Origin of the sequence: Sphingopyxis indica (assembly GCF_032879645.1) — a bacterium.
Classification (GTDB): Bacteria; Pseudomonadota; Alphaproteobacteria; order Sphingomonadales; family Sphingomonadaceae; genus Sphingopyxis; species Sphingopyxis indica.
In genome coordinates this window covers 3,869,681-3,895,392 of record NZ_CP076394.1, presented here as the reverse complement: position 1 = coordinate 3,895,392, position 25,712 = coordinate 3,869,681, and the positions used below count along the sequence as shown (strand labels likewise).

The 25,712-nt window shown below is 62.9% G+C and carries 24 protein-coding genes and 2 pseudogenes; 16 read left to right on the top strand and 10 right to left on the bottom strand.

What is annotated here, in order from left to right:
• The 3 genes from KNJ79_RS18370 to KNJ79_RS18360 form a co-directional block, all read right to left on the bottom strand.
• The gene (locus KNJ79_RS18370; protein WP_317153949.1) at nt 1-1,401 is read right to left on the bottom strand and encodes a hydantoinase B/oxoprolinase family protein; all 1,401 of its coding nucleotides are present in this window, start codon (nt 1,399-1,401) and stop codon (nt 1-3) included.
• A gap of 14 nt (nt 1,402-1,415) precedes the next feature.
• Nucleotides 1,416-3,509 (bottom strand): hydantoinase/oxoprolinase family protein, encoded by a 2,094-nt coding sequence (locus KNJ79_RS18365; protein ID WP_317152125.1) that lies wholly within the window; start codon nt 3,507-3,509, stop codon nt 1,416-1,418.
• Between the two features lie 202 nt (nt 3,510-3,711).
• Entirely contained in the window at nt 3,712-4,506 is a 795-nt protein-coding gene (locus KNJ79_RS18360) for a GntR family transcriptional regulator (protein WP_317152124.1), read from the bottom strand.
• 316 nt (nt 4,507-4,822) lie between these two features.
• On the opposite strand from KNJ79_RS18360, the gene KNJ79_RS18355 reads away from it, so the two are divergent.
• The 9 genes from KNJ79_RS18355 (at nt 4,823) to pcaDC (ending at nt 13,867) form a co-directional block, all read left to right on the top strand.
• Complete coding sequence (locus KNJ79_RS18355) at nt 4,823-7,108, top strand: TonB-dependent receptor (RefSeq protein ID WP_317152123.1); 2,286 nt, start codon at nt 4,823-4,825, stop codon at nt 7,106-7,108.
• An 81-nt stretch (nt 7,109-7,189) separates the two neighbouring features.
• Nucleotides 7,190-7,975, top strand: a complete 786-nt coding sequence (locus KNJ79_RS18350; protein ID WP_317152122.1) for a 2-keto-4-pentenoate hydratase — start codon at nt 7,190-7,192, stop codon at nt 7,973-7,975.
• A gap of 16 nt (nt 7,976-7,991) precedes the next feature.
• Nucleotides 7,992-8,945, top strand: coding sequence for an acetaldehyde dehydrogenase (acetylating) (locus tag KNJ79_RS18345; protein ID WP_317152121.1), 954 nt, complete (start codon nt 7,992-7,994; stop codon nt 8,943-8,945).
• Nucleotides 8,942-9,985: a 4-hydroxy-2-oxovalerate aldolase gene (gene dmpG / locus KNJ79_RS18340; RefSeq protein WP_317152120.1), complete on the top strand. Its 1,044-nt coding sequence runs from the start codon at nt 8,942-8,944 to the stop codon at nt 9,983-9,985. The genes KNJ79_RS18345 and dmpG overlap by 4 nt, the downstream gene beginning before the upstream one ends.
• A complete protein-coding gene (locus KNJ79_RS18335) occupies nt 9,982-10,143 on the top strand; it encodes a hypothetical protein (protein ID WP_317152119.1) in 162 nt (53 codons plus the stop codon). Before dmpG ends, KNJ79_RS18335 begins: the two co-directional genes overlap by 4 nt.
• Nucleotides 10,140-10,853, top strand: coding sequence for a protocatechuate 3,4-dioxygenase subunit beta (gene pcaH, locus KNJ79_RS18330; RefSeq protein WP_317152118.1), 714 nt, complete (start codon nt 10,140-10,142; stop codon nt 10,851-10,853). The genes KNJ79_RS18335 and pcaH overlap by 4 nt, the downstream gene beginning before the upstream one ends.
• Nucleotides 10,843-11,544, top strand: a complete 702-nt coding sequence (gene pcaG, locus KNJ79_RS18325) for a protocatechuate 3,4-dioxygenase subunit alpha (RefSeq protein WP_317152117.1) — start codon at nt 10,843-10,845, stop codon at nt 11,542-11,544. Before pcaH ends, pcaG begins: the two co-directional genes overlap by 11 nt.
• A 38-nt stretch (nt 11,545-11,582) precedes the next feature.
• Complete coding sequence (locus KNJ79_RS18320) at nt 11,583-12,683, top strand: lyase family protein (RefSeq protein WP_317152116.1); 1,101 nt, start codon at nt 11,583-11,585, stop codon at nt 12,681-12,683.
• A 2-nt stretch (nt 12,684-12,685) separates the two neighbouring features.
• Nucleotides 12,686-13,867 (top strand): bifunctional 3-oxoadipate enol-lactonase/4-carboxymuconolactone decarboxylase PcaDC, encoded by a 1,182-nt coding sequence (pcaDC, locus tag KNJ79_RS18315; RefSeq protein WP_317152115.1) that lies wholly within the window; start codon nt 12,686-12,688, stop codon nt 13,865-13,867.
• Nucleotides 13,868-13,952: 85 nt separating this feature from the next.
• Here the strand turns inward: pcaDC and KNJ79_RS18310 are convergent, their stop codons facing one another.
• From KNJ79_RS18310 to KNJ79_RS18300, 3 genes are read right to left on the bottom strand one after another with little or no spacing between them, the layout of a single operon-like run.
• Nucleotides 13,953-14,858, bottom strand: coding sequence for a peptidylprolyl isomerase (locus tag KNJ79_RS18310; protein ID WP_317152114.1), 906 nt, complete (start codon nt 14,856-14,858; stop codon nt 13,953-13,955).
• On the bottom strand, nt 14,855-16,168 hold the full coding sequence (locus tag KNJ79_RS18305; protein WP_317152113.1) for an MFS transporter: 1,314 nt from the start codon (nt 16,166-16,168) through the stop codon (nt 14,855-14,857). The genes KNJ79_RS18310 and KNJ79_RS18305 overlap by 4 nt, the downstream gene beginning before the upstream one ends.
• Complete coding sequence (locus tag KNJ79_RS18300) at nt 16,165-16,350, bottom strand: hypothetical protein (RefSeq protein WP_317152112.1); 186 nt, start codon at nt 16,348-16,350, stop codon at nt 16,165-16,167. The genes KNJ79_RS18305 and KNJ79_RS18300 overlap by 4 nt, the downstream gene beginning before the upstream one ends.
• An 80-nt stretch (nt 16,351-16,430) precedes the next feature.
• On the opposite strand from KNJ79_RS18300, the gene KNJ79_RS18295 reads away from it, so the two are divergent.
• A complete protein-coding gene (locus KNJ79_RS18295) occupies nt 16,431-17,195 on the top strand; it encodes an IS6-like element IS6100 family transposase (protein ID WP_001389365.1) in 765 nt (254 codons plus the stop codon).
• 713 nt (nt 17,196-17,908) lie between these two features.
• Here the strand turns inward: KNJ79_RS18295 and KNJ79_RS18290 are convergent.
• Nucleotides 17,909-18,601, bottom strand: a complete 693-nt coding sequence (locus tag KNJ79_RS18290) for a hypothetical protein (RefSeq protein WP_007685994.1) — start codon at nt 18,599-18,601, stop codon at nt 17,909-17,911.
• A gap of 165 nt (nt 18,602-18,766) precedes the next feature.
• Here KNJ79_RS18290 and KNJ79_RS18285 point away from each other — a divergent pair, with 165 nt between their 5' ends.
• The 6 genes and pseudogenes from KNJ79_RS18285 to KNJ79_RS18260 all read left to right on the top strand — a co-directional run bounded on the left by KNJ79_RS18285 (nt 18,767) and on the right by KNJ79_RS18260 (nt 24,073).
• Nucleotides 18,767-19,363: a recombinase family protein gene (locus KNJ79_RS18285; protein ID WP_007685993.1), complete on the top strand. Its 597-nt coding sequence runs from the start codon at nt 18,767-18,769 to the stop codon at nt 19,361-19,363.
• Entirely contained in the window at nt 19,356-21,008 is a 1,653-nt protein-coding gene (locus tag KNJ79_RS18280; protein ID WP_007685992.1) for an IS481 family transposase, read from the top strand. Before KNJ79_RS18285 ends, KNJ79_RS18280 begins: the two co-directional genes overlap by 8 nt.
• Entirely contained in the window at nt 21,008-21,985 is a 978-nt protein-coding gene (locus KNJ79_RS18275; RefSeq protein WP_007685991.1) for an ExeA family protein, read from the top strand. The genes KNJ79_RS18280 and KNJ79_RS18275 overlap by 1 nt, the downstream gene beginning before the upstream one ends.
• A 100-nt stretch (nt 21,986-22,085) precedes the next feature.
• Complete coding sequence (locus KNJ79_RS18270) at nt 22,086-22,655, top strand: hypothetical protein (protein ID WP_062121710.1); 570 nt, start codon at nt 22,086-22,088, stop codon at nt 22,653-22,655.
• Nucleotides 22,656-22,883: 228 nt separating this feature from the next.
• Nucleotides 22,884-23,117: pseudogene (locus KNJ79_RS18265) on the top strand (Tn3 family transposase); the annotation flags it as partial.
• A gap of 506 nt (nt 23,118-23,623) precedes the next feature.
• Nucleotides 23,624-24,073 carry a hypothetical protein gene (locus KNJ79_RS18260; protein WP_021224259.1) on the top strand — a complete coding sequence of 150 codons (450 nt, stop codon included), beginning with the start codon at nt 23,624-23,626 and terminating at the stop codon, nt 24,071-24,073.
• A gap of 10 nt (nt 24,074-24,083) precedes the next feature.
• Here KNJ79_RS18260 and KNJ79_RS18255 read toward each other — a convergent pair.
• From KNJ79_RS18255 to KNJ79_RS18245, 3 genes and pseudogenes are all read right to left on the bottom strand, one after another.
• Nucleotides 24,084-25,057 (bottom strand): annotated as a pseudogene (locus tag KNJ79_RS18255) (tyrosine-type recombinase/integrase).
• A complete protein-coding gene (locus KNJ79_RS18250) occupies nt 25,054-25,314 on the bottom strand; it encodes a hypothetical protein (RefSeq protein WP_020818521.1) in 261 nt (86 codons plus the stop codon). Before KNJ79_RS18250 ends, KNJ79_RS18255 begins: the two are co-directional and overlap by 4 nt.
• Complete coding sequence (locus tag KNJ79_RS18245; RefSeq protein ID WP_020818520.1) at nt 25,311-25,682, bottom strand: antitoxin PaaA2 family protein; 372 nt, start codon at nt 25,680-25,682, stop codon at nt 25,311-25,313. The genes KNJ79_RS18250 and KNJ79_RS18245 overlap by 4 nt, the downstream gene beginning before the upstream one ends.
• Between the last annotated feature and the right edge of the window lie 30 nt (nt 25,683-25,712).

Sequence of the window (25,712 nt, the reverse complement as noted above, 5' to 3'; positions counted from 1 at the left end):
CTATCCCGCCGCTACCGTGGTCGAATATTGCTCCGCCGTTCTCACCTTCACGATCCGGCGATACATGTAGAGTACCGGCAGCTTGAGTTCGGTCGCCTCCACATTGGGAGCTTTGCCGGCGGTGATGTTCCGCTGGCCCGAGACGGTGATGCCGTCGCGGTGCGCATAAGCGCCGCCTCCCGAAAGCATCACCTCCAGGATCGGAGCCGTCGCCGGCTCGCCATATTGGTTCTTCCCATGAATATGGAAGAGGTCGGGCCCGCTCGCCGGCGCTGCCTGGGCTTCTGCGACATAGTCCGGATGCGACGCCATCAGCTTGGAAATGACTTCCGTCGTTGTGACTTCGACAAGCCACATCGCCCCTAATGGTCCCTGGCTGCAGGGGGCCGGGAATTTGCAGGAGACGACTGACCCTTCGCGCGAAACCACTTCGACCGGCCGAAGCAAGCCGGCATTCCAGGGAAGGTCGAACGCGATCACCGGCAGGATCCCGGCATAGATGCCGGCCAGCAATCCGGTTCGCGTCGCATTGATGAAGCCAGGCGCTTCGTCATCCGAGCCCGAATAGTCGAAGATCAACCGGTCGCCACTCTTCCGCAGTTCGACATGGATCTTGTAGATCTTGTTCTCGAAGCCGTCATGGTCGAGGAAGGCTTGCGCACGGAACACGCCGTCGGGCAGTTCCCGCAGGCGGTTGCGCATCTTGGTTTCCGACAGGTCCATCATGCCGTCCATGACCGTCAGCACGGTCTGGGCGCCATATTTGGCGATGGTGTCGAGCACGCCTTTGACGCCGACATTGTTCGCCGCCATCAGGCCCTTGAGGTCGAGGCTGATGTTGGTGGGCAGGCGCGACATGCCGGTGATGAAGTTGAGAACATCGCCTCGCAATTCTCCGCGATCGACGATTTTCACAGGCGGGATGAGCATGCCCTCCTGACGGATGTCCTTGGCCATCGATGCGAAGCTGCCGGGCACCATGCCGCCGACATCCAGCTGGTGTGCGCAGCCGCCGGTCCATCCAATGCGCTTGCCCTCGAAGAAAATCGGCGCGAGGACGCCGATATCGGGACAGTGCAATGCGCCCTTGTGGGGATGGTTCACGATGAACATGTCGCCCGGATTGATCCCGATGCTCTCCTCGCAATCCTCGATCACATGCTTGACCATCAAGGACAGCGAAGCGGCGTGGAAGGTGACGGTCTTTCCCATCGTGACCACCTCGCCGAAAGCCCGGTAAAGGCCGGTATTGAAGTCGGTCGCTTCATTGACGAGGGCGGAGCCCGATACCGAGGCGAGTGTCGAAGCTTGCTCATCGGTGATGGAAAGAAGGCGATGCCTGATCACCTCGAAGGTGATGGGATCGACCTCGACCGGCGTATATTCAAAGATGGTGCTCATGACGGGTTTCCCCCTTAGTCGGCGACGGGAATGGTGATGATGATGTTGCCGAAAGGCTCCATTTCGGCGGTCTGCCCAGGTCCCACGACGATCGTCGTGTCGGGGCGTTCGATGATGCAAGGACCCTCGATCGGAAATCCTGGGCCTATGTCCTCGCTGCGGTAGATGTTTGCGTGGACGAAGCCGGAACCGTAGAAGTAGACGTCCCGCTGTTCGATCGGCCGATTGGAGCGACCCGATCCATCGACCTTTTGGGGCTGTGGCTTGACGACTGGCGAGGTTCCTTCCACCCGCAGGGCGGTGAATTCGACGCCAGAGATCCGGAGCGCGGTGTTCTTGCCGTAGATCCGCTCATATTGGACCTCGAAACGATCGACGAGCGCGTCGACGGCGGCGCCGTCGATCTCGCCCTCGGGTACTTCCACCGCGATTTCGTGCACCTGCTGGCGAAACCGCATGCCGATGAAGCGGTGGATCTCCACTTTCTCGCCCAGCGCGTCGATGGCCTGCTGTTCGAGGATACCGAACGACCGGTTGAGCACCGAGAGATCGATATGGTCCGACGCCTTCTTGAAGCGGGCAGGGGCGTGCTGGCCGAAGGCCTGCGAAAAGGAGCGGTGTCTGTCGCCTGTTACCGTCCCGAAGGCGGAGTGAGCGGGCCCCGTATTAGGAACGATGACGGTGCCGATCCCGGCAACCTCGGAATATTGGTGGGCGTGCGTCGCTCCGGCGCCGCCATAGGCCATAAGGGCAAAGTCGCGCGGATCGAACCCGGCACGCAATGTGACGCTCCGTAAGAGGTCCGCCATCTGGTTGTTGGCGACCTCCCGGATACCGGCGGCCGCCTCGGCGATTGTCAACCCCAGCGGCTCGGCGACATATTTTCGAACCGCTTCGCGAGCGGCCTCGACATCGAGGTTCATTTTGCCGCCAAGGAAATACTTGGCGTCGATGATCCCAAGCACGACGTCGGCATCGGTAATAGTGGGCTCGACGCCGCCTCGACCATAGCAGGCGGGCCCTGGGGTCGACCCGGCGCTTTCCGGCCCGACAGTCAGGTGGCCATCGACCACGCGCGCGATCGAACCGCCGCCGGCGCCGATCGCAGTCACCTTGATCGAGGGCAGCGCCACGTGGAAGCGGCCGACCTCGCGCACCGTCTCGAGGAGCGGCTGTCCGTCCACGATGAGTCCGACGTCGAAGCTGGTCCCGCCCATGTCGGCGGTCAGAACATTGCGATAGCCGAGCTGTTCGCCGAGCTTCTGCGAAGCTAGAACGCCGCCCGCGGGACCGGAAGTCAGCAGATTGGCGGCCTGGAAGGCGGCCTCGGACGCGGGAAGAACGCCGCCCCCCGACTCCATGATCGATATCGGCCCGTTATAACCGAAATCGCGGACCGCGCTTTCCAGACCGTTGATGTATCGATGGATGACCGGGCCGAGATAGGCATTGATCGAGGTCGTGGAGGTGCGCTCATACTCGCCGATGATCGGCACGAGACGGGAAGAGGCCGTGACAAACATGCCCGGAGCGATCTCCTCGATCAGCTCGGCGAGCCGTGTCTCATGCGCGGGGTTGCGGAAGGACCACAGCAGGCTGATGGCGATTGCTTCCACGCCGCGGTCAACGAGCGTCTGGATGGCGATGCGGGCCTGCGCTTCATCGAGCGGCACGATGACGTCGCCTTTGTAATCGACGCGCTCGACTACGCCGATCGTATCCCCGGGCTCGATGATCGGCTCGGGGACCTTGCGAATTGAGAAATGGGAGATTTCATGTGCCGGCATGCCGACCCAGCCGGCCATTGCACGCTGGATGCGCAACGTGTCCTCAAAGCCCCTCGTCGTCAGGAGGCCCGTGCGCGCACCCTTGCGTTCAATGAAGGCGTTTGTCGCTGCCGTGGTTCCGTGGGAGAAATATTGCAGCTCGCTCACGAGCTGTTCCGGCGCTACACCGGTTGCTTCGGCGGCGAGCTCCATGGCGTCAAGGACGCCGCGTGTCCTGTTCTCCGGCGTCGTCAGGGCTTTGAAGATGCGGACCGACCCGTCGTCCTTCATCAGGATAAGGTCGGTGAAGGTTCCACCAATGTCGGTGCCAATATAGGCCAAGTTCTTCCCTCTCTCGGTTTCCCGGCAGGAGGAAGCAGCCGCAATCCGAGGGATTGCGGGCTGGAACTCTCTCCTGTCGGTTGTCGGCGCTAGCCTCGTTGTCGTTCCGAGAGCCGTTAAACCATGAAATAGGTTCTATGTATAGAACGTTAGGACCTTGTTTCCTGGAAAATCTAATAAATGACTGATTTAACGTTCAAAATTATCGCAGATCGCTGTGGATTTCCACAAAGTCACCGCGAAAATGACCCAGCGACTCGTATATGAGGGTGCCATTCTGATCGACCACCGATCGAACAACCGCGAGCAAGGGCGCGCCCGGTGGAAGATCGAGCCATTTGGCCGTCTGCAGTTCGGCGGCAACGACACGTATGGTCTGTTCGGCGTGGGCAATGCCGCCGCGAATGGATTGATCGATGATCTTGAGGGGCACCGGAACGTCGAAGCGTTCGCCGCCGATCCTGTCGAAGAGATCCTTTTCGATATAGGTCGTACCGACACAATAGGGGACGTGATGGCGCAGCAGCAGCCGTCGCAACAGATGGTAGGACGGCGCCGGAGATCCTACCTCGCGAAAATGGAAGGGAGCGCCATCCGCGACCCGACTTTCGAGCAGGTCGAACTCGATATCGGGTTCCTGACCGACATTGTCAGCCCAGGTCATCGGAACTTGGTACCAGATGGCGGACTCGGGCTTCTTGAGTACGAACGTCCCCCGGCCGCGATAGCGGCCGATCAGTCCCTCGGCCTCGAGCAAGCCGATCGCGTGCCGCACAGTGACGCGAGCGGCGCCGAACTCCACACATAATTCGTCCAGGGTCGGGATCTGCTCATCGAGTGCCCAATCGCCATTCTCGATCCGCTGGCGAAACACAGAGAGAAGCAGCGCATACATCGGCATGCCGCCTCTACTCTGCAGGTTCTGTCCAACGGCATCCCTCTTGGCCTTCGCAGCACTCATATCAATCGCTCCAACATAACGCTCCTTTTTGTGCATCGCCTCGGGCAGGCCATAATCCCCGCTATTCCCGAGCCAGTCCCCGCATATACCATCGTTCCATACATGGTAACTATCTTGTCCGACTCAGAGCCTCCCGCCGGCTCTCGCGCTTGTCTCTGCAGTTCCAATTAGACCCCCCGGCGTCGAAATCGTCGCCACCGGCGTGGGAGAAACTCTCCCGCAATATCAGGCGGATGCAAGGAATTTGAGCCGCATTGATACTAACATACTATACATAGTATCTTTGTTTCGATAGAGACGCCCGCAGGCCCATAGAAAAAGATTGGGGTCATCCAGACTTAGGGAGAGGCTAATGACGATGGGTAGGCGGATGCACACGCCGTTTCAGCTCGCGAAGATCCTGACCGTATGTGGCGTTTGTGGGGCCGCGCTGGCCTCGTCTCAGGCGTGGGCCCAGGATGGCCAATCGGACCAGTCTTCCGGCGTTGCCGACATCGTCGTCACCGCGCAGAAGCGCGCCGAAAATATGCAGGACGTGCCCGTCGCTATCACTGCATTGAGCGGCGATGATGTCGCCAAGTCCGGCGTCACTAGCACACTCGATCTTAAAGCTGCGGTGCCTTCGCTGAATTTTACGACTGGACTTGGTGGCTTCGGGTTGCCCCGTATCCGAGGACTCGGGTCGACCGGTCAGGGACCCGGGATCGAAAATCCCGTCGCCGTCTATATCGATGGCGTCTATATCATGTCCGCAACTGCAACGCTGCTTGGCCTCGACGACGTCGAGCAAGTCGCGGTGCTCAAAGGACCGCAAGGTACTCTCTTCGGTCGCAACGCAACTGGCGGCCTTATCCAGGTGACGACCCGCAAACCGAGCCATGAGCTCACGGGCAAGGCGCAGTTTGGCTACGGCAATTATGGCACCGTCACGTCGAGTGCATATGTCTCCGGGGGCCTTACCGATACGCTCGCCGTCAGCGTCGCGGGCGATTACCAGAATCGGGACGAGGGCTATGGTGTGAACGTCGCCACCGGTCATGACGTTCAAACGGAGCGGAGCTACGGTGGCCGGGCGAAATTGCTCTGGGAACCGACAAGCCGAACCACGGTTACCCTATCGGGCGACTATGCCAAGCGCAGCGCCGCCGATCCTGCCTTCGCCCAGTTCGGGATCAACTCCGTAGGACAGCCCCCTCTGGCTGATCCGCGCAACATTCGGGCGGATACCGACCCCTCGCTCGCATCGGAACAATATGGCGGCAGCCTGACCATCAAGCAGGGGTTGGGTGATGTCGAGCTGATGAGCATCAGCGCCTACAGGGAATCGAATCTCCATGTGGTGCTCGACCCTGATGGAAGCAACGTTCGCAACACGATCGTAGACAGCACCACCCAAGACAAGCAGTTCACGCAGGAACTTCAGCTGCAATCTACAGGTTCGGGGCCCTTCGAGTGGATGTTCGGCGGCTTCTACATGTGGGGCAAGAGCTCATTTGCTCCCTTCCGCACGTCCGGATTTGCGCTTGCATCGCTTGTTGGGTCGTCAGGCTATACCGACACCCTCACCGACGTCTCCCTCGATTCCTACGCCGGATTCGCCCAGGCATCCTACGACATCTCCAAAGCAACGAAGATCACCGCCGGGATCAGATACACCAGCGATCATCGCAGCATCGATGCGTCGCGACTGGTCTACAATTCGACTACGGGAGCGACCACCTCGTTGGGCGTTCCCGTCAACGAGTCGAAAGTGTTCAACAAGCTCACATGGCGCTTTTCGATCGACCATCGCTTTTCCGACGAACTCATGATGTACGCGAGCTACAATCGCGGCTTTCGGAGCGGTACCTATGTGCCGCAGAAGTTTCCGGTCAGCATTCTGCGGCCCGAAATCGTGGATGCTTATGAGGTTGGACTGAAGTCGGATCTTTTCGACCGCAAGGTTCGTCTGAATGTCGCGGGATATTACTACGACCAGCAAAACGTCCAGGTGACGCAGATCATCTCGGGCGTCCAGAATGTCTACAACGCCAATGGCGCGAACATCTACGGCATCGATGCTGACGTAACTATCCAGGCCACGCGCGACATGCGGCTGACGGCTGGCGTGAACTACACAGACGCCAAGTACAGGAGCTTCCCGGACGCGATCGTGACAGTGCCCTATCCTTTGCCCGCCGGCTTCAAATTCCCGGGAAACAACACCGCATGCCTCGGCACGTTCGTGCCGCCCGGCCGCGACCCGTTACAGGTTGCACTCGGCCAGATCGGGGGCAACTGCCTGCTGAACGGCGCCGCAAGCGGCAATCCACTTCAGAACACGCCCAAATTTACCTTCTCGGTCGGCGGAAACTACGATCTGCCGACCAGCATCGGCACATTCTCGCTTTCCGCCCAATATTATTACAATGATGGCTTCGTCGCCACGCCGGATGCCAGGCTGCGACAGGCAAGTTACAATACACTCGACGCGTCGCTGACCTGGCGGCCGGATGCGGGGAACATCTTCTTCCGGGTCTGGGGGAAGAACCTGACCGACGACCTCTATTACAACCAGCTGAGTACGAGCAATTATGGCGATAGCGGCAGCCTCGCTCCGCCTCGCACCTATGGCGCGACCTTGGGTTTCGATTTTTGAGCGGCACGGGTGACAGGCGTTCGCGACGTCATCCGGGGGCAAGTCCCCGCCGCATTCTACACCGACCGGGCAGGACGGGACATGACGCGTATCACCTATGACGAGTTAGCCGAGAGGCTCCGCAACGCCTATAGCGCGGGAGCCATCCCCCCCTTGCGGGACGGCCTGGACATCCTGGACGCTCACGGCGCTTACGCGGTCCAGACGATCAATACGCGTTTTTGGGAGAGCCAGGGGCGCCGGGTCGTGGGACGGAAGGCGGGCCTGACTGCGCGCGCAGTGCAAGCGCAGTTGGGCGTCGATCAGCCCGATTTCGGTGTGTTGTTTGAAGATATGCGCATCGACGATGGTGGACACCTGGATCCTAGGCGCTGCATTCAGCCCAAAGCCGAAGCGGAGATAGCGTTCATTCTGCGTTCCGATTTACCGGACGTTGAAACGCCCCTCGACCAGGTCGCTGCAGCGATCGACACTGTCCATGCCGCGATCGAGATTGTCGACAGCCGGATCGAAGATTGGCGTATCGGTTTTGCTGATACCGTCGCCGATAACGGATCGTCGGCCTTCTTCGTTCTATCGCAGGAGGCTCACTCGATTGTCGGTGCGGACCTCTACACCGCGGGAATGGTGATGGAGGTCAACGGCGAGATTGTATCGCTAGGTGCCGGGGCCGCGGCCTTCGGTCACCCTCTCAAGGCTGCAAGATGGCTCGCATGCACGCTTGCCGAGAGAGGCGAGCCGTTGCGTCGCGGTGACATATTGCTGGCCGGAGCGCTCGGGCCGATGGTCGCTCTCGAAGCGGGTGACCATGTGGTGGCGCGGGTCGGCGGGCTTGGAACCTGCAGCTTCACCTTTTCTGCCGCGTGAAGGGCAGGGCATCAGCATGAACAGAACCAAGGTAGCCATTATCGGATCGGGCAACATCGGCACCGATCTGATGGTCAAAGTCCTGCGCCTCTCGAAAATACTCGAGATGGGCGTCATGGTCGGCATAGATGCGCACTCCGATGGACTGGCTCGTGCAGCCCGGATGGGCGTAGCCACGTCGCATGAAGGGATAGACGGGCTGGTGTCGCACTCGGAATTTGCCGGGATCGACCTCATATTCGATGCGACGAGTGCCGGTGCACACAGACGCCATGACGCGATCCTTCAGGCGCACGGAAAGCGTGTAATCGACCTGACTCCTGCCGCCATCGGTCCCTATACGATCCCGCCGGTCAATGGTGAGGCAAATCTCGACGCGACCAATGTGAACATGGTCACCTGCGGCGGACAGGCTACCATTCCGATCGTCGCGGCGATCAGCCAGATATCAAAAGTGCATTATGGGGAGATTGTGGCGTCAATTGCCTCGAAGTCGGCCGGGCCTGGCACCCGCGCGAACATCGATGAATTCACCGAAACAACGAGCGCCGCGATCGAGACGGTCGGGGGCGCCACGCGCGGGAAGGCCATCATCATTCTCAATCCGGCGGAGCCACCATTGATCATGCGGGACACTGTCTATTGCCTGATCGATGAGACGCCAGAGGAGCCAGTGAGACGAAGTATCGAGGCCATGATCGCAAAGGTGCAGGACTATGTGCCGGGATACCGCTTGAAACAGGAGGTGCAGTTTGAGCGCATCGGCTCGAATGCACCGCTTCGCATCCCCGAGATGGCTTCAACCGGCCGGATGGAATTCACTGGGCTGAAGGTCAGCGTCTTCCTGGAGATCGAGGGGGCTGCTCACTACCTCCCGGCCTTCGCTGGAAACCTCGACATCATGACATCGGCCGCGCTGCGGACGGCCGAGAAGATCGCCGCGCGTCACTACGGTGGTGTTGGCGTATGACCTTCGATCCGACCAAGCGAAAGCTCTATATCCAGGACGTCACCCTCCGGGACGGCATGCACGCCATCCGCCATCAATACCGGCCCGACCATGTAGCGCGAATTGCGATGGCGCTCGAACGAGCGGGCGTCGACGCTATAGAGGTCGCACATGGGGATGGGCTCAGCGGCTCCTCGTTCAACTATGGATTTGGCGCATGCACCGATTGGGATTGGATCGGAGCGGTTGGGCAGGTGCTGGAAAAGGCCGTGCTGACGACTCTTTTGCTGCCCGGCATAGGCACGGCCCATGATCTAAAGCACGCTTATGAGATGGGTGTTCGCTCGGTACGGATCGCGACGCACTGTACCGAAGCTGACGTATCGCGACAGCACATCGAGGCGGCACGGGGGCTCGGCATGGATGTGTCCGGATTCCTCATGATGAGCCACATGACGAGCCCGGAGGCGCTTGCTGGCCAGGCCAAGCTCATGGAGGACTATGGTGCCCAATGCGTATATGTGACCGACAGCGGCGGCGCCATGAGCATGGATGACTACGCTGCCCGGCTCCGCGCCTATGATGCCGTATTGAAGCCGGAAACGGAACGGGGCGTCCATGCGCATCACAATCTAAGCCTGGGTGTCGCGAATTCGATTGTCGCTGTGCAGAATGGAGCGGTGCGCGTTGACGCCAGCCTGGCGGGGATGGGTGCCGGCGCGGGAAACGCTCCGTTGGAGGTTTTAATCGCTGCCGCGGATCGCATGGGATGGCACCATGGTTGCGATCTGTATGCGCTCATGGATGCTGCCGAAGAGCTCGTCCGTCCGCTTCAGGATCGTCCGGTTCGCGTCGATCGAGAGACATTGAGCCTTGGATATGCCGGCGTTTATTCGAGCTTCCTGCGCCATGCGGAAAAGGCAGGCAACGACTATGGCGTCGATACCCGGTCGATTCTCGTCGAAGCGGGCCGCCGAAAGATGGTCGGCGGACAGGAGGATATGATCGTCGATATCGCTATCGATCTGTCGTCCCAGAAGGCTGCTCGAGAAGCTCTATGACGGCGGATTCCATTATCACCGCTCGCTGTGTGCCGAGGCAACTCGATGGTGGCAGCGCGATCAAGCCGATCGCGCTGGCGCGTGGCGAGAACGAGGACGAAATCGGCGCGAAAACCAGTGCGCACTTTCAGATCGCGCTTGAAGGCGTGGCTGTATGACCGATATGCTCCCCTATAATCATGAGGACGCGGGCGCGCCTCCGTCGCTCTTTCCTGACTATCGTTCGAGCATCCAGCGCGCGCCTTCACAGCCCCTTGTCCGGATTCCCCAAACACTCACCGAGATGACCGGGCCTGCCGGCTGCTGGGATCGACTAATGGGGTCCGCGATGGCGGATCTCACCGCACACCATAAGGGCTCGCCGCTTGGTCAACGAATCATCGTGTCGGGCCGGGTGTTGGACGAGCACGGGCGACCGGTGCCCAACACCGTGATGGAGATTTGGCAGGCGAATTCGGCTGGCCGCTACATTCACAGCAAGGATAACTGGGACGCGCCGCTCGATCCCAATTTCACGGGCGCAGGTCGCGTCGTTACCGACGAACAAGGCCGCTATCGCTATGTTACAATCCGTCCTGGGGCCTATCCTTGGGGGAACCATAGGAACGCCTGGCGCCCAGCGCACATCCACCTGTCGCTTCTTGGTCCGGCTTTCGCGACGCGGCTGGTTACCCAGCTCTATTTCCCCGACGACCCGCTGATCGAGATCGATCCGATCGCCAATGCCGTTCCGCTACCCTATCGCCAGCGCATGGTTGCACGGTTCGATATGAAAACGACGCAGCCCAATTGGGCGCTCGGTTATAGTTTCGACGTGGTCCTTCGGGGCCGTGACCAAACTCCCTTTGAGGGGCACCATGATCGCTGAATCCCCCGACCTGGAAACGCGAAATCCGGCGCCGCGGCAGGACAACCTCGATCCGGCGTTGTTCGGCCAGACGCCGCCACAGACGGTCGGCCCGTTCTTCCACTATGGTCTTCCCTGGAAGGGCGGCGCGGATCTCATGGGGAAATCCGACGCCGGGGCAAGGCCGGACCTTTTCCCCGAGGCGCATTATGTCCTCAATCGCTCGTCTCCGACGGGGATTCCGCAGGGCGAGGCGATTGAGGTCGCGGGCTGCGTTTATGATGCTCAAGGTAGGATCGTGCCCGATGCAATGATCGAGATCTGGCAGGCCAACGCGGCCGGCCGTTATGCAAGCCGTGAGGACGCGCGCGAAAACGTGCCGCTCGATCCTCATTTCATCGGCTTCGGCCGGTCTGCGACCACGACCGAGGGCGTCTATCGCTTCCGAACGATCCGGCCGGGCCGCGTCCCGGGGCCTGGCAACAGTCTGCAGGCGCCGCACATTGCCCTGTCGGTGTTCGCGCGTGGCGTGCTCAAGCGCTTGGTGACGCGCCTCTACTTCGCCGATGGCGAAGGGAACGACGTCGATCCTATCCTTTCTCTTGTCTCAGATGCGCGGCGAGACACGCTAATCGCACGCTTGCGAGACAGAGTCTGGTGGCTCGACATCCGCTTCGGGGGTGAAGGCGAGACCGTCTTCTTCGACCTGTGAGCGACTTGCTGCGCACCCGTCCCGTATCAACCACTGAGATGATCGAGATCTTCTCCGATCGCGCGACGATCCGCCACGCGCTTGCTTTCGAGAGGGCGCTGTCGCGTGCGACCGCGGCCGAGGGATTGATCGCAATGGAAACCGCAGAGGCGATCTCTGCAGCGAGCAGTGCACACGAGATCGACCCCACCGAACTCGCCGAGGAGGCGACATTGGCCGGGACGCTGGCTATTCCCTTGGTCAAGCGGTTGCGCGCTTCCCTGTCCGGCGATGCGGCGGAGGCCCTTCACCGCGGTGCAACGAGCCAAGATATCGCAGACACCGTCCTGATGCGGCAGTGCGTTGCGGGAACCCAGCTTCTTCTCGGCGACGCCAGGCGCGTTTGCACAGCTCTTTATGAGGTCGCGGAGCGCCATGCAGGGACGCCTGCGATTGGGCGCACATTGCTCCAGGACGCGGCGCCAGTCGGCTTCGGATTACGGCTGTCGCAGGCCGCCGCCGGGATCGACAGTGCGGCGCGCCGGCTTCACGCAGAGGTCGCCGCAAATGCGAAGATTCAGCTCGGAGGCGCTGCCGGCACCCGCGCCGGGCTGGATGGCAAAGGCGCGGCGATCGCAGCACGGATGGCTGACGATCTGGGTCTCGCTGCAGGCGCACCCTGGCACGCTCGGCGCGAAGGCGTGGTGGGGATTGCCGCGGCGATCGGTATATTGATCGGAGCCCTGGGCAAGTTCGCTCGCGACGTTTCGCTGCTCGCACAGAATGCCGTCGGCGAGGCCCGCGAGCCTGCAATCGCGGGCCGCGGCGGCTCCTCGGCGATGGCGCACAAGCGCAATCCGGCCGGCTGCCAGGTGGCGCTCTCGGCCGCAACGCGCGCGCCTGGGCTGGTCGCGGCGATGCTTGGCGGACTCCCGCAGGAAGAGGAACGAGGTTTAGGCGGCTGGCAGGCTGAGGCTCCCGCGCTCGCTGACCTGTTTCTCCTTGCCGCCGGTTGTGCGTCCGCGATGGCCACCGTTGCCGAGGGGCTGGAGATCGACAAGGCTGCCGTCGCCCGCAATCTCAAAGCAGCCGGTGTCGGGACCGACATCGGCGAAAGCGTGGCTATCGTCGCTGAAATTCTCACCCACCACAGAGACTGACCATGCCCTTCACGACTCGCGACGGCGTGCGCCTCTATTGGAAAGTCGAAGGTGCTGCGAACCGGCCGCCGCTGGTGCTGCTCAACTCGATCGGCACGGATATGGGCATGTGGGATCGGGCATTGCCTTATCTCCTGCCGGCTTTTCGCCTGCTCCGCATGGACACGCGTGGGTCGGGTGCGTCGGATGCCCCGAGTGGCGACTATTGCCTTGCGATGCTGGCTGCGGACGTCGCAGCGATCATGGATGATGCTGGGATCGACCGCGCCGCTATCGCCGGCGTGTCCCTGGGTGGAATCGTGGCGATGCAATTGGCGCTTGACCATGAATCGCGGGTTTCGGCCCTGGGCCTCATCTGCACTTCCGCCGCAATGGATAAGGCGGCTTGGGCGGCGAGGATCGAAACGGTTCGCAAAGTGGGAACCGCCGCCATCGCGGAGGTGGCGATCGGTCGCTTCCTGTCCGCGCCATTCGTTTCACGCCATCCCGAAATTGTCGATGCTATGAAGGATGCCATCATTGCCCAAGCCGACGCCGGTTACGCCGGCGCGGGAGCAGCGATCCGCGACATGGCCTTGAGCGATCGCCTCGCGTTTATCAATGTGCCAACGTTAGTGCTGACAGGTGCGGTGGACATCTCGACGCCCTACACCGGTCATGGCGACCGCCTGGTCTCGGCCATACCCGGTGCGGTCCATGTAGAGGTCGCGGGAGCGCACTTACCGCCGATCGAGGAGCCCGCCGCTGTTGCTGGCGTCTTGAGGTCCTTCCTGCTTGGCGCGCCGAAAATTTCCGACGCAGCGGACACGCTGTTCGAGGCCGGATTGATCAATCGCCGCCGGGTGCTTGGGGATGCATGGGTTGCCAAGTCGCTCGCCAATCGCACGTCATTCAATGCGGATTTCCAAGCGATGATCACGCGTATCGCGTGGCACGAGATATGGGGGCGGCCCGGGCTCGATGATCGCACGCGCCGCCTTCTAGTGCTCGCCATCACCGCCAGCCTGGGCCGGTGGGAGGAGTTCGCTTTGCACGTTCGCGCAGGCCTTAGCCATGGCGGCTTTAGCCGAGATGACCTCAAGGAGGTGCTGATGCAAACCGCGGTTTACGCAGGTGTTCCGGCGGCCAATACGGGGTTTGCCGAAGCGCAACGCATCATATCCGATCTCGAGGTGGAAGCCTGATTGTCGACGCGTTCGGCTGCGGCCGCTCCCTATCCGATCGCGGCCGCTTGCGAGTGGTGGGGACGAAATTGGCAGTCCGTGGCAACTACCGGTTCGGTCCCGCTGTTTCGCGTCGCCGGACCGGAACTGGGACACTGCAAATGTCGACCATTCCGGGGGGAGTGAGGTAGAAGGGATTGCGATAGGTGGTGCGCGCTGTCGCGTACCGGGCAAAGGTTGGCGATGCGGTGTCGAGAAATTCGAACGACGGCCGTTCGCGGGCGGGCAGGCGATCGGCGCGAACGAGGCTCCTCCAGCGCGCCGGGGCCTGGTCGCTGGCGAGTTCCCCGCCGGCGCCGCGACCGCGCGGCAGACCGGAGAGGAATTCCATGCCTTCGACAACGCGGCCGACGACGGCCATGTTGCGATCGAGCTGGCGCGGAGGCTGGCCGATCACGACATATAGTTCGCTACCCCAACCGGTATCGGGTGGATTCTCGCGTCCCGCGCCAAGGGTGCCATAGCAATGCACTGGGGCCAGCTTGCCCGCATATTCGCTCACGGGCCAGCCATCGACGAAGCCGCTGCTTGCCGATGAGGCATCATGCACTTCGGTGATTTTCGTCATCGGCGCGCCGGATTGGATCTCATATTCGGCGGGAAGCGTCGTCGGCACGCCAGCGGGTGGCGGGAGCTCGATCGTCGCGCCGCCCCATTGGACGACGAAATTGTCCTGCACGCGGTTGATGGCAGTGCCGTCCCACCAACCGGCAAGCGCCAGGCTGCGAACATTTTCGACGTGACGAGGCGCGAACTGCGGCGCGAGCTCGATCACAACATGGTCGCCTGACATCAATGTGCCGACCAGGAGATTCTCGGCCGGTATCGAACGCCAGGCATCGGCTGGCGATTTCTCGATTATCTCTCCCGGGGAGGACGCCTCCTGCGCGGCGAGCGGGTCGGCGAGCGAGAAGAGAATCATTGCGGCGACGATTCGAAGGGCATTCGTCATGGGTTCCGTTCCGCGGGATCTGGAATTTCACGGGGCAATAGGCGGTTCGCAAGCAGGGCAGCGATAACGAGGCATCCCGCGGGGGCGAGGCCGATCGTCGCCAGAAAGAAGGCCGGGGAGGAGGTGCCTTTCTCGGGGAGCAGATGGACCGTGAGTGCGGCGCCGACCGCGGTCGCGACAAGATTGGTCGCCGCCGACAGTCCGTAGGCCGTGCCGAGCAGGCTTCCGGTCCCGCTCTCTTCCGAAGGGCGCACGAAGCGGGCCATCAGCGTAGAGACAGCGATCGTGCTCGGCGTATTGGCAAGGGCGGCAATCCCGAACAGGATCATGACGGCTTCGCGGCCGCCACCGACGAAGGGCAAAAGCCCCATGGCGACGTTCACCGACGCGGCGACCGTGGCGCTGCCGGCGATGATGGCCCGAAAGGAAAAGCGCCGGGCAAGCGCCGGGCATGCCATCGCGGTGAGGATGCTGACCGCGGCGCCTGCCATGAAGATCTGGGGCGCGGCCCAGGCGATGCCGAGCGCGCGATCCATGAAGGCGTAGATCAGGCCCGCGGTCATGCCGCTTGCCAGGCTCTGCGCCCCCGTGACAGCGAGCAGCGACCGCACGCCATGGTTCAACAGGATCTGCCTTGTCCGCGCGAAGCGCCCGCCAACAGGATTGCGAGAGACTGCCGTGACCTTCGTCGAGGAATTGGCGCTCCGAACGGCGAGCAGGCAGAGGGCAGCGGCTGCCGCGGCAAGCAGGACGATCGTCGACCGGGTCAGCCATTGCACCGCCGCTCTGCCGATCCGGTCCGCGCCGCGCTGCCATTCGAGGAGCGCGAAACAGCAGAAATAGCCTGCCACGGATCCGATCGAGCGGGCGCTCAGAAGGAGAAGGCGGCCATCATCCCGAGGTGCCAAATCCGCGGCGAGAGCGGGATGGTTGGTTTCGAAAACCGCATCGGCGGTAACCAGGAGCAGGGACCAGCCGATGAATGCTGCGGCGGCCTCATGGGCGTCGATCGCAAGCCATTGCCACCATGCGACCCCGGCCAGCGCCATGGCGCAGCAAAGCAGAATCACCCGATTATGCGGATTGGCGGAAAAGCGATCCGAGATCATTCCGGCCGCAGGCAGGGCGGCGGCGTGCGCGATGTTGGTGACAAGGAGCCCGGCCGCAAGGGTTTTCGTGCCGATGTCGCTCCACGAAAGATACAGCGCGGGGATGATGGTGAGCGCGGGGGCCGACAGCATGGCGAACGGCACGGCCGGGGCGCAATAGGCTATGACCTGCCACCGCCGGAGGCCATGCGCGTGCGTCATCGGGCCGCTGGTTCGGGAGCGCCGGTTTCGAGGTATCGAACGACCATATCGGCGAAGAGGTCGAAATGCTCGTCGACCGGCTGGGCCGATATCATCTCTTCGATCGCGAGGCCACGGAGCATGGCCACGATCATCGAGACCGTGATCTGCCGCTGGCGTTCGCTGCCCGCCTCGGGGAACATGGCGGTATAGCCGGCAAGAGGCTCTGTTGCAAAAATCGTGAAGCTTGAGCATGCTTGGCGGAGATTGGACGGACGGAACGATGACGGATTTCAAGTGGCGCCATTTCCAGGGTGATGTGATCCTGTGGGCGGTGCGCTGGTATTGTCGCTATCCGATCAGCTATCGCGACCTTGAGGAAATGCTGGCGGAACGCGGCATTTCGGTCGACCATACGACGATCTATCGCTGGGTCCAGTGCTACGCCCCGGAGATGGAGAAGCGGCTGCGCTGGTTCTGGCGGCGTGGCTTTGATCCGAGCTGGCGCCTGGATGAAACCTACGTCAAGGTGCGGGGCAAGTGGACCTACCTGTACCGGGCAGTCGACAAGCGGGGCGACACGATCGATTTCTACCTGTCGCCGACCCGCAGCGCCAAGGCAGCGAAGCGGTTCCTGGGCAAGGCCCTGCGAGGCCTGAAGCACTGGGAAAAGCCTGCCACGCTCAATACCGACAAAGCGCCGAGCTATGGTGCAGCGATCACCGAATTGAAGCGCGAAGGAAAGCTGGACCGGGAGACGGCCCACCGGCAGGTGAAGTATCTCAATAACGTGATCGAGGCCGATCACGGAAAGCTCAAGATACTGATCAAGCCGGTGCGCGGTTTCAAATCGATCCCCACGGCCTATGCCACGATCAAGGGATTCGAAGTCATGCGAGCCCTGCGCAAAGGACAGGCTCGCCCCTGGTGCCTGCAGCCCGGCATCAGGGGCGAGGTGCGCCTTGTGGAGAGAGCTTTTGGCATTGGGCCCTCGGCGCTGACGGAGGCCATGGGCATGCTCAACCACCATTTCGCAGCAGCCGCCTGATCGGCGCAGAGCGACAGCCTACCTCTGACTGCCGCCAATCTTTGCAACAGAGCCGTAGGCGCTTGCAACCGTAGCAGCTTCTGCTCGCAAACAGCGCCTTTTCCTGCCCAGATTACCTGACAACGAGCCGACTATGCTGCTCACGCTATCCGACAATGTGCTCGCCATCATCCGCGTCTGCTCGCAAACGGCAAAGGGCCGCTCATGGTATCTGCCAACTACAAAGTCGAGATTAGCAGTCATTTGCTGATGCGCGATGCTCACGCAGCTTTGTGGAACCCAAGATCAGAAAGTACACGATGGGGCAAACCACCATCAGCATCACTGCTGGATCGGTAGCCCATCTCGTTGGGCCATCGCTGTCCGGCTCACTTGCTACCGCGAGCATGAGCGCGATTGATCCTCGCACAGCGGCGTAGGTGGCAGGAACAAGCAGGATGTGGAGAAGCCACCCGTAGCGGAACCGCATGGCGCCAAACCAGCAGAGTACAGCTATGGCGGGTGGAGCGAGTGTGGCGGCTACGAAGCCGCAGAACCAAATGGCAAACCCTGCCGGAGTCAGCGTATCGCGATAGTAGCTGGCGATCCCATCCGGTCGCAATCCGAGAGCGACGAAAGAGCCTGCGACGACAACGGCACCCAAAGCCGTCAGTCCGACGCCACGCAATGTCCCGTGTCTCGGCATCAATCTATGCAATCCAGTAAGCCATTGATCAGGCTGCTCGCACTTTGGCTCGGAAGAAGGTCGTTTCCGACCCAATCAGATCGGGGTCGATCCCGCTCTCCTCGGCGGCCAGTTGCTGGATGATCCGCCAAATCTCGGGGGCGGTGAGGCGCGCGCCGTCGCGGGCAAGCCTGCCACGGTTCTGCTCCGTGACCAGTCGGGCGAGATCGCCGATAGTGTCGCACCTCCGAGGTAATCGCCGGCGGTCGAGGTGCCGTAACCATAGCCCCGCGTAGGCGCTCGCTCCAGCAGCGAAGATGCGAAGGGGAGGTGCCAGCGTCGTGAAGGCGAGGATCGCGACCGCGACAGCGAAGCAGAGACCACTGACAATCCCAAGCCATCCGGCTCGCGTCGCCGGCATCTTGAGGTCGGTATCGGCTTCCAGGTCGCTGAACGCTTGGCGCAGCTTCCCACCGATCAGCGGCGCCAACGGCGCATCCGGCCCGACGTGCCGGCCAAGCCCGAGCGCGCGTCGAAGCCTGTAGAACGTCATCTGCGTGGCGCATGTCGTGCCGCCCCCGCTGTAGGCTGCGACATGCGCGACGACATGGTCACGCACCTCGCCGAACGTTGTCCAAGGCAGGTTCGAGCGCAGGCGCAGATCGAAGGTGCGCTCGATTGCGAGGAAGAAGTCGGTGTCGTCGCCATCACCGACCCAGCCAACCGTATCGAGCACCTGCATGAACCCGGCTCCTCAGCGGTTCTGCAAAACGACCGTTTCTGACGAGCCGATCGCCTTGCTGGGCCGGCAACGTAAATCTGCGGGCCGCACTTTGTCAAAACTGTTCTGGAAACCCGCGTCGCAAAACGGTATGCCCCGCACGAGTTTGGAGAAGATCAGACGCTCATGCGGGTCGGCTATGCCAGGGTCAGCACCAGCGACCAGAACCCCGAGCTCCAGCTCGATGCGCTGCGGCGGGCCGGCTGCGAGCGGGTGTTCACCGAAAAGGCGTCGGGCGCGCGCGATGACCGGCCCGAACTGGCGCGCATTCTGGAAGACGTGCTGCGCGCAGGCGACACGCTGGTTGTTTGGAAGCTCGACCGCCTCGCCCGCTCGCTCAAGAAGTTGATCGCCACGGCCGAGGATCTGGAGCGCGAGAAGATCGGGCTGGTGTCGCTGACCGAGAGCATCGACACGACAACGCCGGGTGGCATGCTCACCTTTCACGTGTTCGGCGCCATCGCGCAGTTCGAGCGTGCCCTGATCCGCGAGCGAACTACCGCGGGGCTAGTGGAGGCGCGCCGGCAGGGTCGCAAGGGTGGCCGCCCATCGGCAATGCGCCCGAGCGACGTCGCCGCGGCACGGGCGATGATGAAGGAGGGCACGTTGCCGGTGCGCGACATCGCCAAGCGCATGGGCGTGTCGGTCGCGACCCTCTATCGCTATGCAGGCAAGCGCGGCAGCGGTGCATCGATCAAGGAGGCTGCAACAGCCCATGGCTGACCGGGCGAAGCGACCGCCTGGAGAGGCGCTGATCGATCTTCGCCGACGGTTGTCGCTGTTGCCCCCACGCGACCCCGGTCGCACCGAGATCATCGCCCGTGCGGCCGAGGCCTATGGCATCTCCATCTGGACCCTTTACCGGGCGTTGCGCGAGCTGAACCGCCCCAAGTCGGTGCGCCGGTCCGACCATGGTGCGACGCGGGTTGCCCCGCAGGCCGAGATGGAGCGCTACGCCGAGATCGTCGCCGCACTGAAGATCAGGACCACCAACAAGAAGGGCCGGCACGTTTCGACCGCCCGCGCCATCGAGTTCCTGGAAACCGATGGCGTCGAGACGCCGGAGGGCCTGGTCAAGGTAGCACCCGGCCTGCTGAAGCGGGCGACCATCGACCGGCTGCTCCGCTCATCAGGGCTGGACTATGCCCGCGTGACCCGCCCCCACGCAGCCGTTCGTTTTCAGGCGCGGCGATCCAACGAGCTGTGGCACTTCGACATGAGCCCGTCCGACCTCAAGCAGGTCGAGGCGCCGCTCTGGATCGAGCAGGGTCGCGGCAAACCCACGCTGATGCTGTTCTCGGCCGTCGATGACTGCTCGGGCGTGGTCTACCAGGAATATCGCAGCGTCTATGGCGAGGATGCCGAGTCCGCGCTGCGCTTTCTATTCAACGCCTTCGCCGCCAAGCCTGAGCCCGAACTGCCGTTCCAGGGCCTGCCGGTCACGATCTACATGGACAACGGCCCGGTCAGCCGGTCGCGCGTGTTCCAGTCGGTGATGGGCAGCCTCGGCGTGCGCGTCCTCACCCATCTGCCGCCGAAGGCCGACGACCGGCACACCGCGGCCCGCGCCAAGGGCAAGGTCGAGCGGCCGTTCCGCACGGTGAAGGAGGTGCACGAGACGTTGTACCACTTCCACAAACCCAAGGACGAGGCGGAAGCCAATCTGTGGATGCGGCGTGCGCTGGTCACCTACAACAACGGCGACCATCGTTCCGAGCCACACGCGCGGATCGAGCACTGGCTGCGGCACCTGCCCGGCGATGGCGTGCGGGCCATGTGTTCATGGGAGCGGTTCTGCGCCTTCGCTCGTGAGCCCGAGCGGCGCACCGTTGCGGGCGACGCGACCGTCTCGGTTGAGGGCGCTTCCTACGAGGTCGAGCCCGAGCTCGCCGGCGAGACGGTGACGCTGCTCTGGGGGCTGTTCGACCAGCAGCTCTTCGTGGAGCATGACGGCAAGCGGCATGGCCCTTACGAGCCGTCGCGCGGCGCCGTGCCGCTCTACCGCTATCGCAAGTATCAGAAGAGCCGCGCCGAGGAGCGGCTCGACAAGGTGGTCCGGCTCGCTGACCAGCTGGGGCTGCCCCGCGCGACCGTGACGGGCGGCGACCGGCCGCTGCCGTCGCTGCCGCCCTCCACCGCAGGGCTCGCGGTGCGGCAAACACCTTTTCCGGAGCCGGCGGTCGAGACGGCATACCCGACCGGGCTCGCGGCGCGCCACGCCATCGTCGACCAGCTCCGGCGACCGCTCGGCTCGCTGCCTGAGGCAGACCGCGCCTTCATCGACGCGCTGCTGGGCGAAACGCTCGACAAGACCATCATCGCTGACCGCATCCGAGAGCGGTTCCAGTCAAGACGGGGGACAAGCTGATGCTCGCCGACGTTCAATCCAGCTACGGGCTCGCCCGCCCGTTCCAAGGCGTCGGCAACTTCGAGACAGAGCATCAGCGCAACCTCGTGCGCGAGGTCTGTGCGGCCGTGCAGACCGGCAGGTTGATCGTCGTCTCCGGCCTGGTCGGATCGGGCAAGACGCACCTGCTGCGCCGCATCGAGGACGAGCTGGCCCGGGCGGGCAAGGTCGCCGTCGCCAAGTCGCTTGCGGTCGACAAGCGCCGCACCTCGTTGCCCTCGCTGATCGAGGCGCTGTTCTACGATCTCTCGCCCGGTGACCGTGCCCAGGTGAAGATTCCCAAGCAGGCCGAGCGCCGCGAGCGCGACCTGCGCGACATCATGCGCAAGGGCAAGCGCCCGGTCGTACTGGTGGTCGACGAGGCGCATGACCTGCACCACAAGACGCTGACCGGCCTCAAGCGGTTGATGGAGGTGGTGGCTGATGCCGGCGTGCTGCTGTCGGTCCTTCTGGTCGGCCATCCTCGGCTACGCAACGACCTGCGCCGCCCGCAAATGGAAGAGATCGGCTACCGCACGACCACCTTCGACTATGAGGGCATCGGCGCCGAACGCCGCGACTATGTTGCCTGGCTGCTCGGCGCCTGTGCGGCCGAGGGGGTCAAGGTTGCCGACTTGATGAACGAGGACGCGATCGACCTCATCGCCGAGCGCCTGCGCACCCCGCTCCAGATCGAGATGCACCTGACACTCGCCTTCGAGCAGGGCTTCCGCTTCGCTGCCAAGCCCGTCACGGCCGAGATCGTCGAGCAGGTGCTGTCGCGGGCGATTGACGACCTCGAACCCACGCTGACGCGCAACGGTTACGATGCGGGCGCGCTCGCCAGCCAGCTCAACACCCGGCCGTCCGACATACGCGCGTTCCTCGCCGGAACGCTGGACGCCGAACACACCCGCGACCTGACCGAGCGGCTCCGCGAAGCCGGTGTGCCGATATGATACTGGCTGTCCTCGCCTTGGTATCTCCCGCACGCGGACGCAACGCATGTCGTCTGTGCCACCGATTGTGGACGTTGCGCTTCTCTCATAGCCTGCCGGCATGAACAGGCATCTTACCGCAGCTTCTTTATCGATCGTCAGCTTGCTCAGCGCGTGCTCGGCCTCGGCCGAGAGGAGGTTGGAGGGACGAGTCTTCGACATCCCGAGAGCCAACGACATATCCGACAATGATAAGCCGTTCTTTCTACCAGCGCTCGATCCCAGCGACGGGTTCTCGTTCTACCTAAATCCGAGCGCAAGCTTGCCGGAGCGAAACTTGGTGGGCGTGGCAAGCAAGAAGCGGATGTGTGCCCGCGCAGCGGGAACAGAGGCGCTTGTCAACTCGACTGTCTGCGCAAGTCGCCCGCTTTCATGGCGCGGCCGAACACTGCGCAAGGTAAGTGATGGTGTTTTCTGGACATACCAGTTGCCAGCCGAAGCAGGTCAGAAGCGTCCTCCATCGCTGGCGAGTTGCTCCGCCATGGGCGGAGGCTCGCGGCCGGGGCTCTGCACGGCCAATCTGCCGTATGACAATCTCGTGCTGACGATTCACTTCCGAGACAATCAGGTCGGCTCGCTCCAGGCATTATACGATCAATCCGTTGCTAGCCTGAGGAAGTGGGAGCGCTGATGCTTACGGCAAACCCGGCGGGAACGATCGCTGCCAGACCGCTCACCGGCACTCCTCGCTATTGGCAGAAAGCGAGAACAGGCCTTCTCCGTTTGCGAGCAGGCGCGGATGATGGCGAGCACATTGTCGCATAGCGTGAGCAGCATGGCCCACCTGCTGTCAGCAAATCTGAGCAGAAATCCGCGCTGTTTGCGAGCAGAGGCCAGTATCTTTGCAATCGCCTACACCTATCGCGCATCCGGCCTCAACCTGCTCGTCGCCGCCATCATCCTGTGGAACACCCGCTATCTCGAAATGGCGTTGGCTGACATCGCAACGCCCGACGAGATTGCACGCCACATCGCGCCATTGGGCTGGGAGCATATCTCGCTGACCGGCGACTATAGCTGGAATGTCGAAGATCGGCCTGATCCGGATGCCCTGCGCCCCCTGCGCGCCGTCAGTTCCCTGCTCGCCGCGTGATGTTCGCCCTCCGTTCTCCCTTAGCGTGCAGATACGTCACTTTCGTGTAGTGACCCCAGATAAGGCTTTACGCGAGCGGCGCGGGCAGCGTTGATCTGCTGCGCCGCCAGTTCCGGCTTCCAAACGGTCTTATTGCCAACGGAGTGGCCGAAATACGTCCCCTTGCCATCAAGGAGGTTTTCATAGCTCTGCGCGTGGCGAAGCTGTCTGACGTCGCGCGCCTCAAGCCTTGCGGTAACTTCCTCAGCGGTGAAGCGTCCATTTGATGCCTTGACCGATAATTCAATCTGGGCGGCGCGATTTTATATAGGGCATCGCGCTGGTAGCTGCACCGATCGTCGTCACTTCAAGGCCCCCGGCGAAAATAGTCTACCCGTGAACAATGCGACCGCGCGGGGCGATACTTAAGGTCCGGTCTCTCGCCGGCTCAAATCCCACGCCGTTTCACCTGAAATTAACCATGTCCTGCAATCGTCCGCGATTGGCTTGGCGGAAAGGGCGTTCTCGTGCGAATTGAAACAGCGAACAACTATCTGGCCGCGAGTCAGCGTCCATCATCGGCCGATCGCACCAGCTCGTCCTCATTCTCGGCGGCTCTCTCCACCGCGCCGGCAAGCACCGCTCAAACCGGGCCAGGCAGCGCCGCGCCGCCTGATTTCACCAGCATGACGCGCCAGGAGCTGTTCGACTGGATGAACGGCAAGATCAAAAGAGGCGAAATGTCGCTGGATGACAGCTCGGCGTTTCTCGGAATGACGGTGAAGATACCCGTTGGGACAGGGCAGGGCGCACCGATCGCGCTCGATGATTGGGAACGGGTCAACTTCGTGCAGCTCGCGCGGGACGGCATTGCAGGCGCCCAATCCCGAAACGACGCCATGACCCTGGCGATGCTACAGAGCGCCATGCAGATGATGCAAGGCGACCACGGCGCGAATATCAGCCGCCACGCCTGATCCTGCCGGCTCAAATCAACACCCGCTCCACTTCGTCCAGCGTCACGTCATCGGATCGCCGGTGGTAGAGCTGCGTCGTGCGGGTGGAGCTGTGGTTCGCCATAGTCGCGGCCGTCTCCAAGGTGCCGCCGTTCTTCAAATAGGTCGTGATGCCGGTCGCGCGGAACGAGTGGTTGCCGATCGCGGTGCCGATGCCCGCCGCGGTCGCGCGGCGGCGCACCATCAAGAAAGCATTGGCTTGGGCGAGGGGGGCATCGCTTAGGCGCTTAGTGCCGCGCGCGATCGTGCGGAACAGCGGCCCCCTGGCGCGCTCGCGCAAGCCGCAGCCGTCGATATAGGCGAGCAGATATTCCTCAAGGTTGTGGTGGCACGGCATTTCGTGCCGCTTGCCGCCCTTTTCGTGCAGGCGGACCCATAGGCGGCGGTTCTGGACGAAAGCATCGTCAACGGTCATGGCGACGGCCGCGCCGATCCGCGCGAAGCTATAGACCATGAGGCCGATAAGCGCGCGGTCGCGCAAGCCGGCATGGGTGGCAACGTCTATGGTGTCGAGTATCTGGCGCGCCTCGTCGGGGGCGAGAACGGGCGTCTTGCCGCGCCGCGCGCTGTGCGCCGGCCCGCGCACCGACGCGGCGGGGTTCACCGGCACGGCCTGGCCTGTCACCAGCCAGTCGAACAGGCGGCGCACGCCGGCGAGCTGCTGCTTGACGCTGGGCGGGGCCAGCTCGCCGCCTAGCGCCTCGATCCAGTCCGCGAAGTGGAGCGGCTGCACCTGGGCGAGCGAGGCGACACCGCGCGCCTCACACCAGGCCAGGAACTCGCCCGCCGCGCGCATATAGGCGCGGCGCGTGTGGGGATTGCGGATCGCAACGGCGAAGAACTCAAGGAATCGAAGCTGCGCGCGCTCGTCGGCCGCCGCGATCAACGCCGGCAGCGCCAGCGCAGCGACGATGCAGGCGAGGCCAGGGGGGCGAGCTGATTCATCGCGCGCGCTCCTGGCGGGCCGCGTCGATCGCCCGCTCGATCGCGCCGCGCGCCATCGGACTGTTCGACCAGCAGCTTGCGCCCAGCATCGCCGCGATGCGCCGGCACACCTCGTCCGCGCCCTGGCACGCCAGGGCTTCCATGCTGGCGATGCCAAGCGTTTCCAGGCGCTCAAGAACCGTGGGGCCGACGCCTTTCACGGCCAGCAGCACGGCGCGGTCCTCGGCGCTGAACCGGGCAGGGGAGGGCGCGGTCATTGCGCCGCCCTCTGCCACCGCGCCGGTTCGGGACGCGGCTTGGCGATCCATTGCTCTATTTTGGCGCAGACTTCTTCGTGCGGAATCCCCGGCCGCGGATCATCTATCGCGGCCTGAATACGACGCCGCAGCAACTCGTCGCGTAGATCGCCGTGCGGCTCCATTTCGATGAAGTTCTGGACGGTCAGGAACACCGCCTCGGAAGGATCGGCAAACCTGCCCCGTTCGATCTGCTCCAACAGCCAGTCGGCCTGATCTTTGGTAAGATACGCCTCGAAGCGCAAGCCCCCGGCGCGGGCCTGGTCGCGCAGCGCCGCCGCTTGGGCGCGCTCGGCCGCGTTGTCGTCCAGAAGCTCGTCGTCGGTCATATCGCCTCCCATTGATGGCGGTGGATCTCC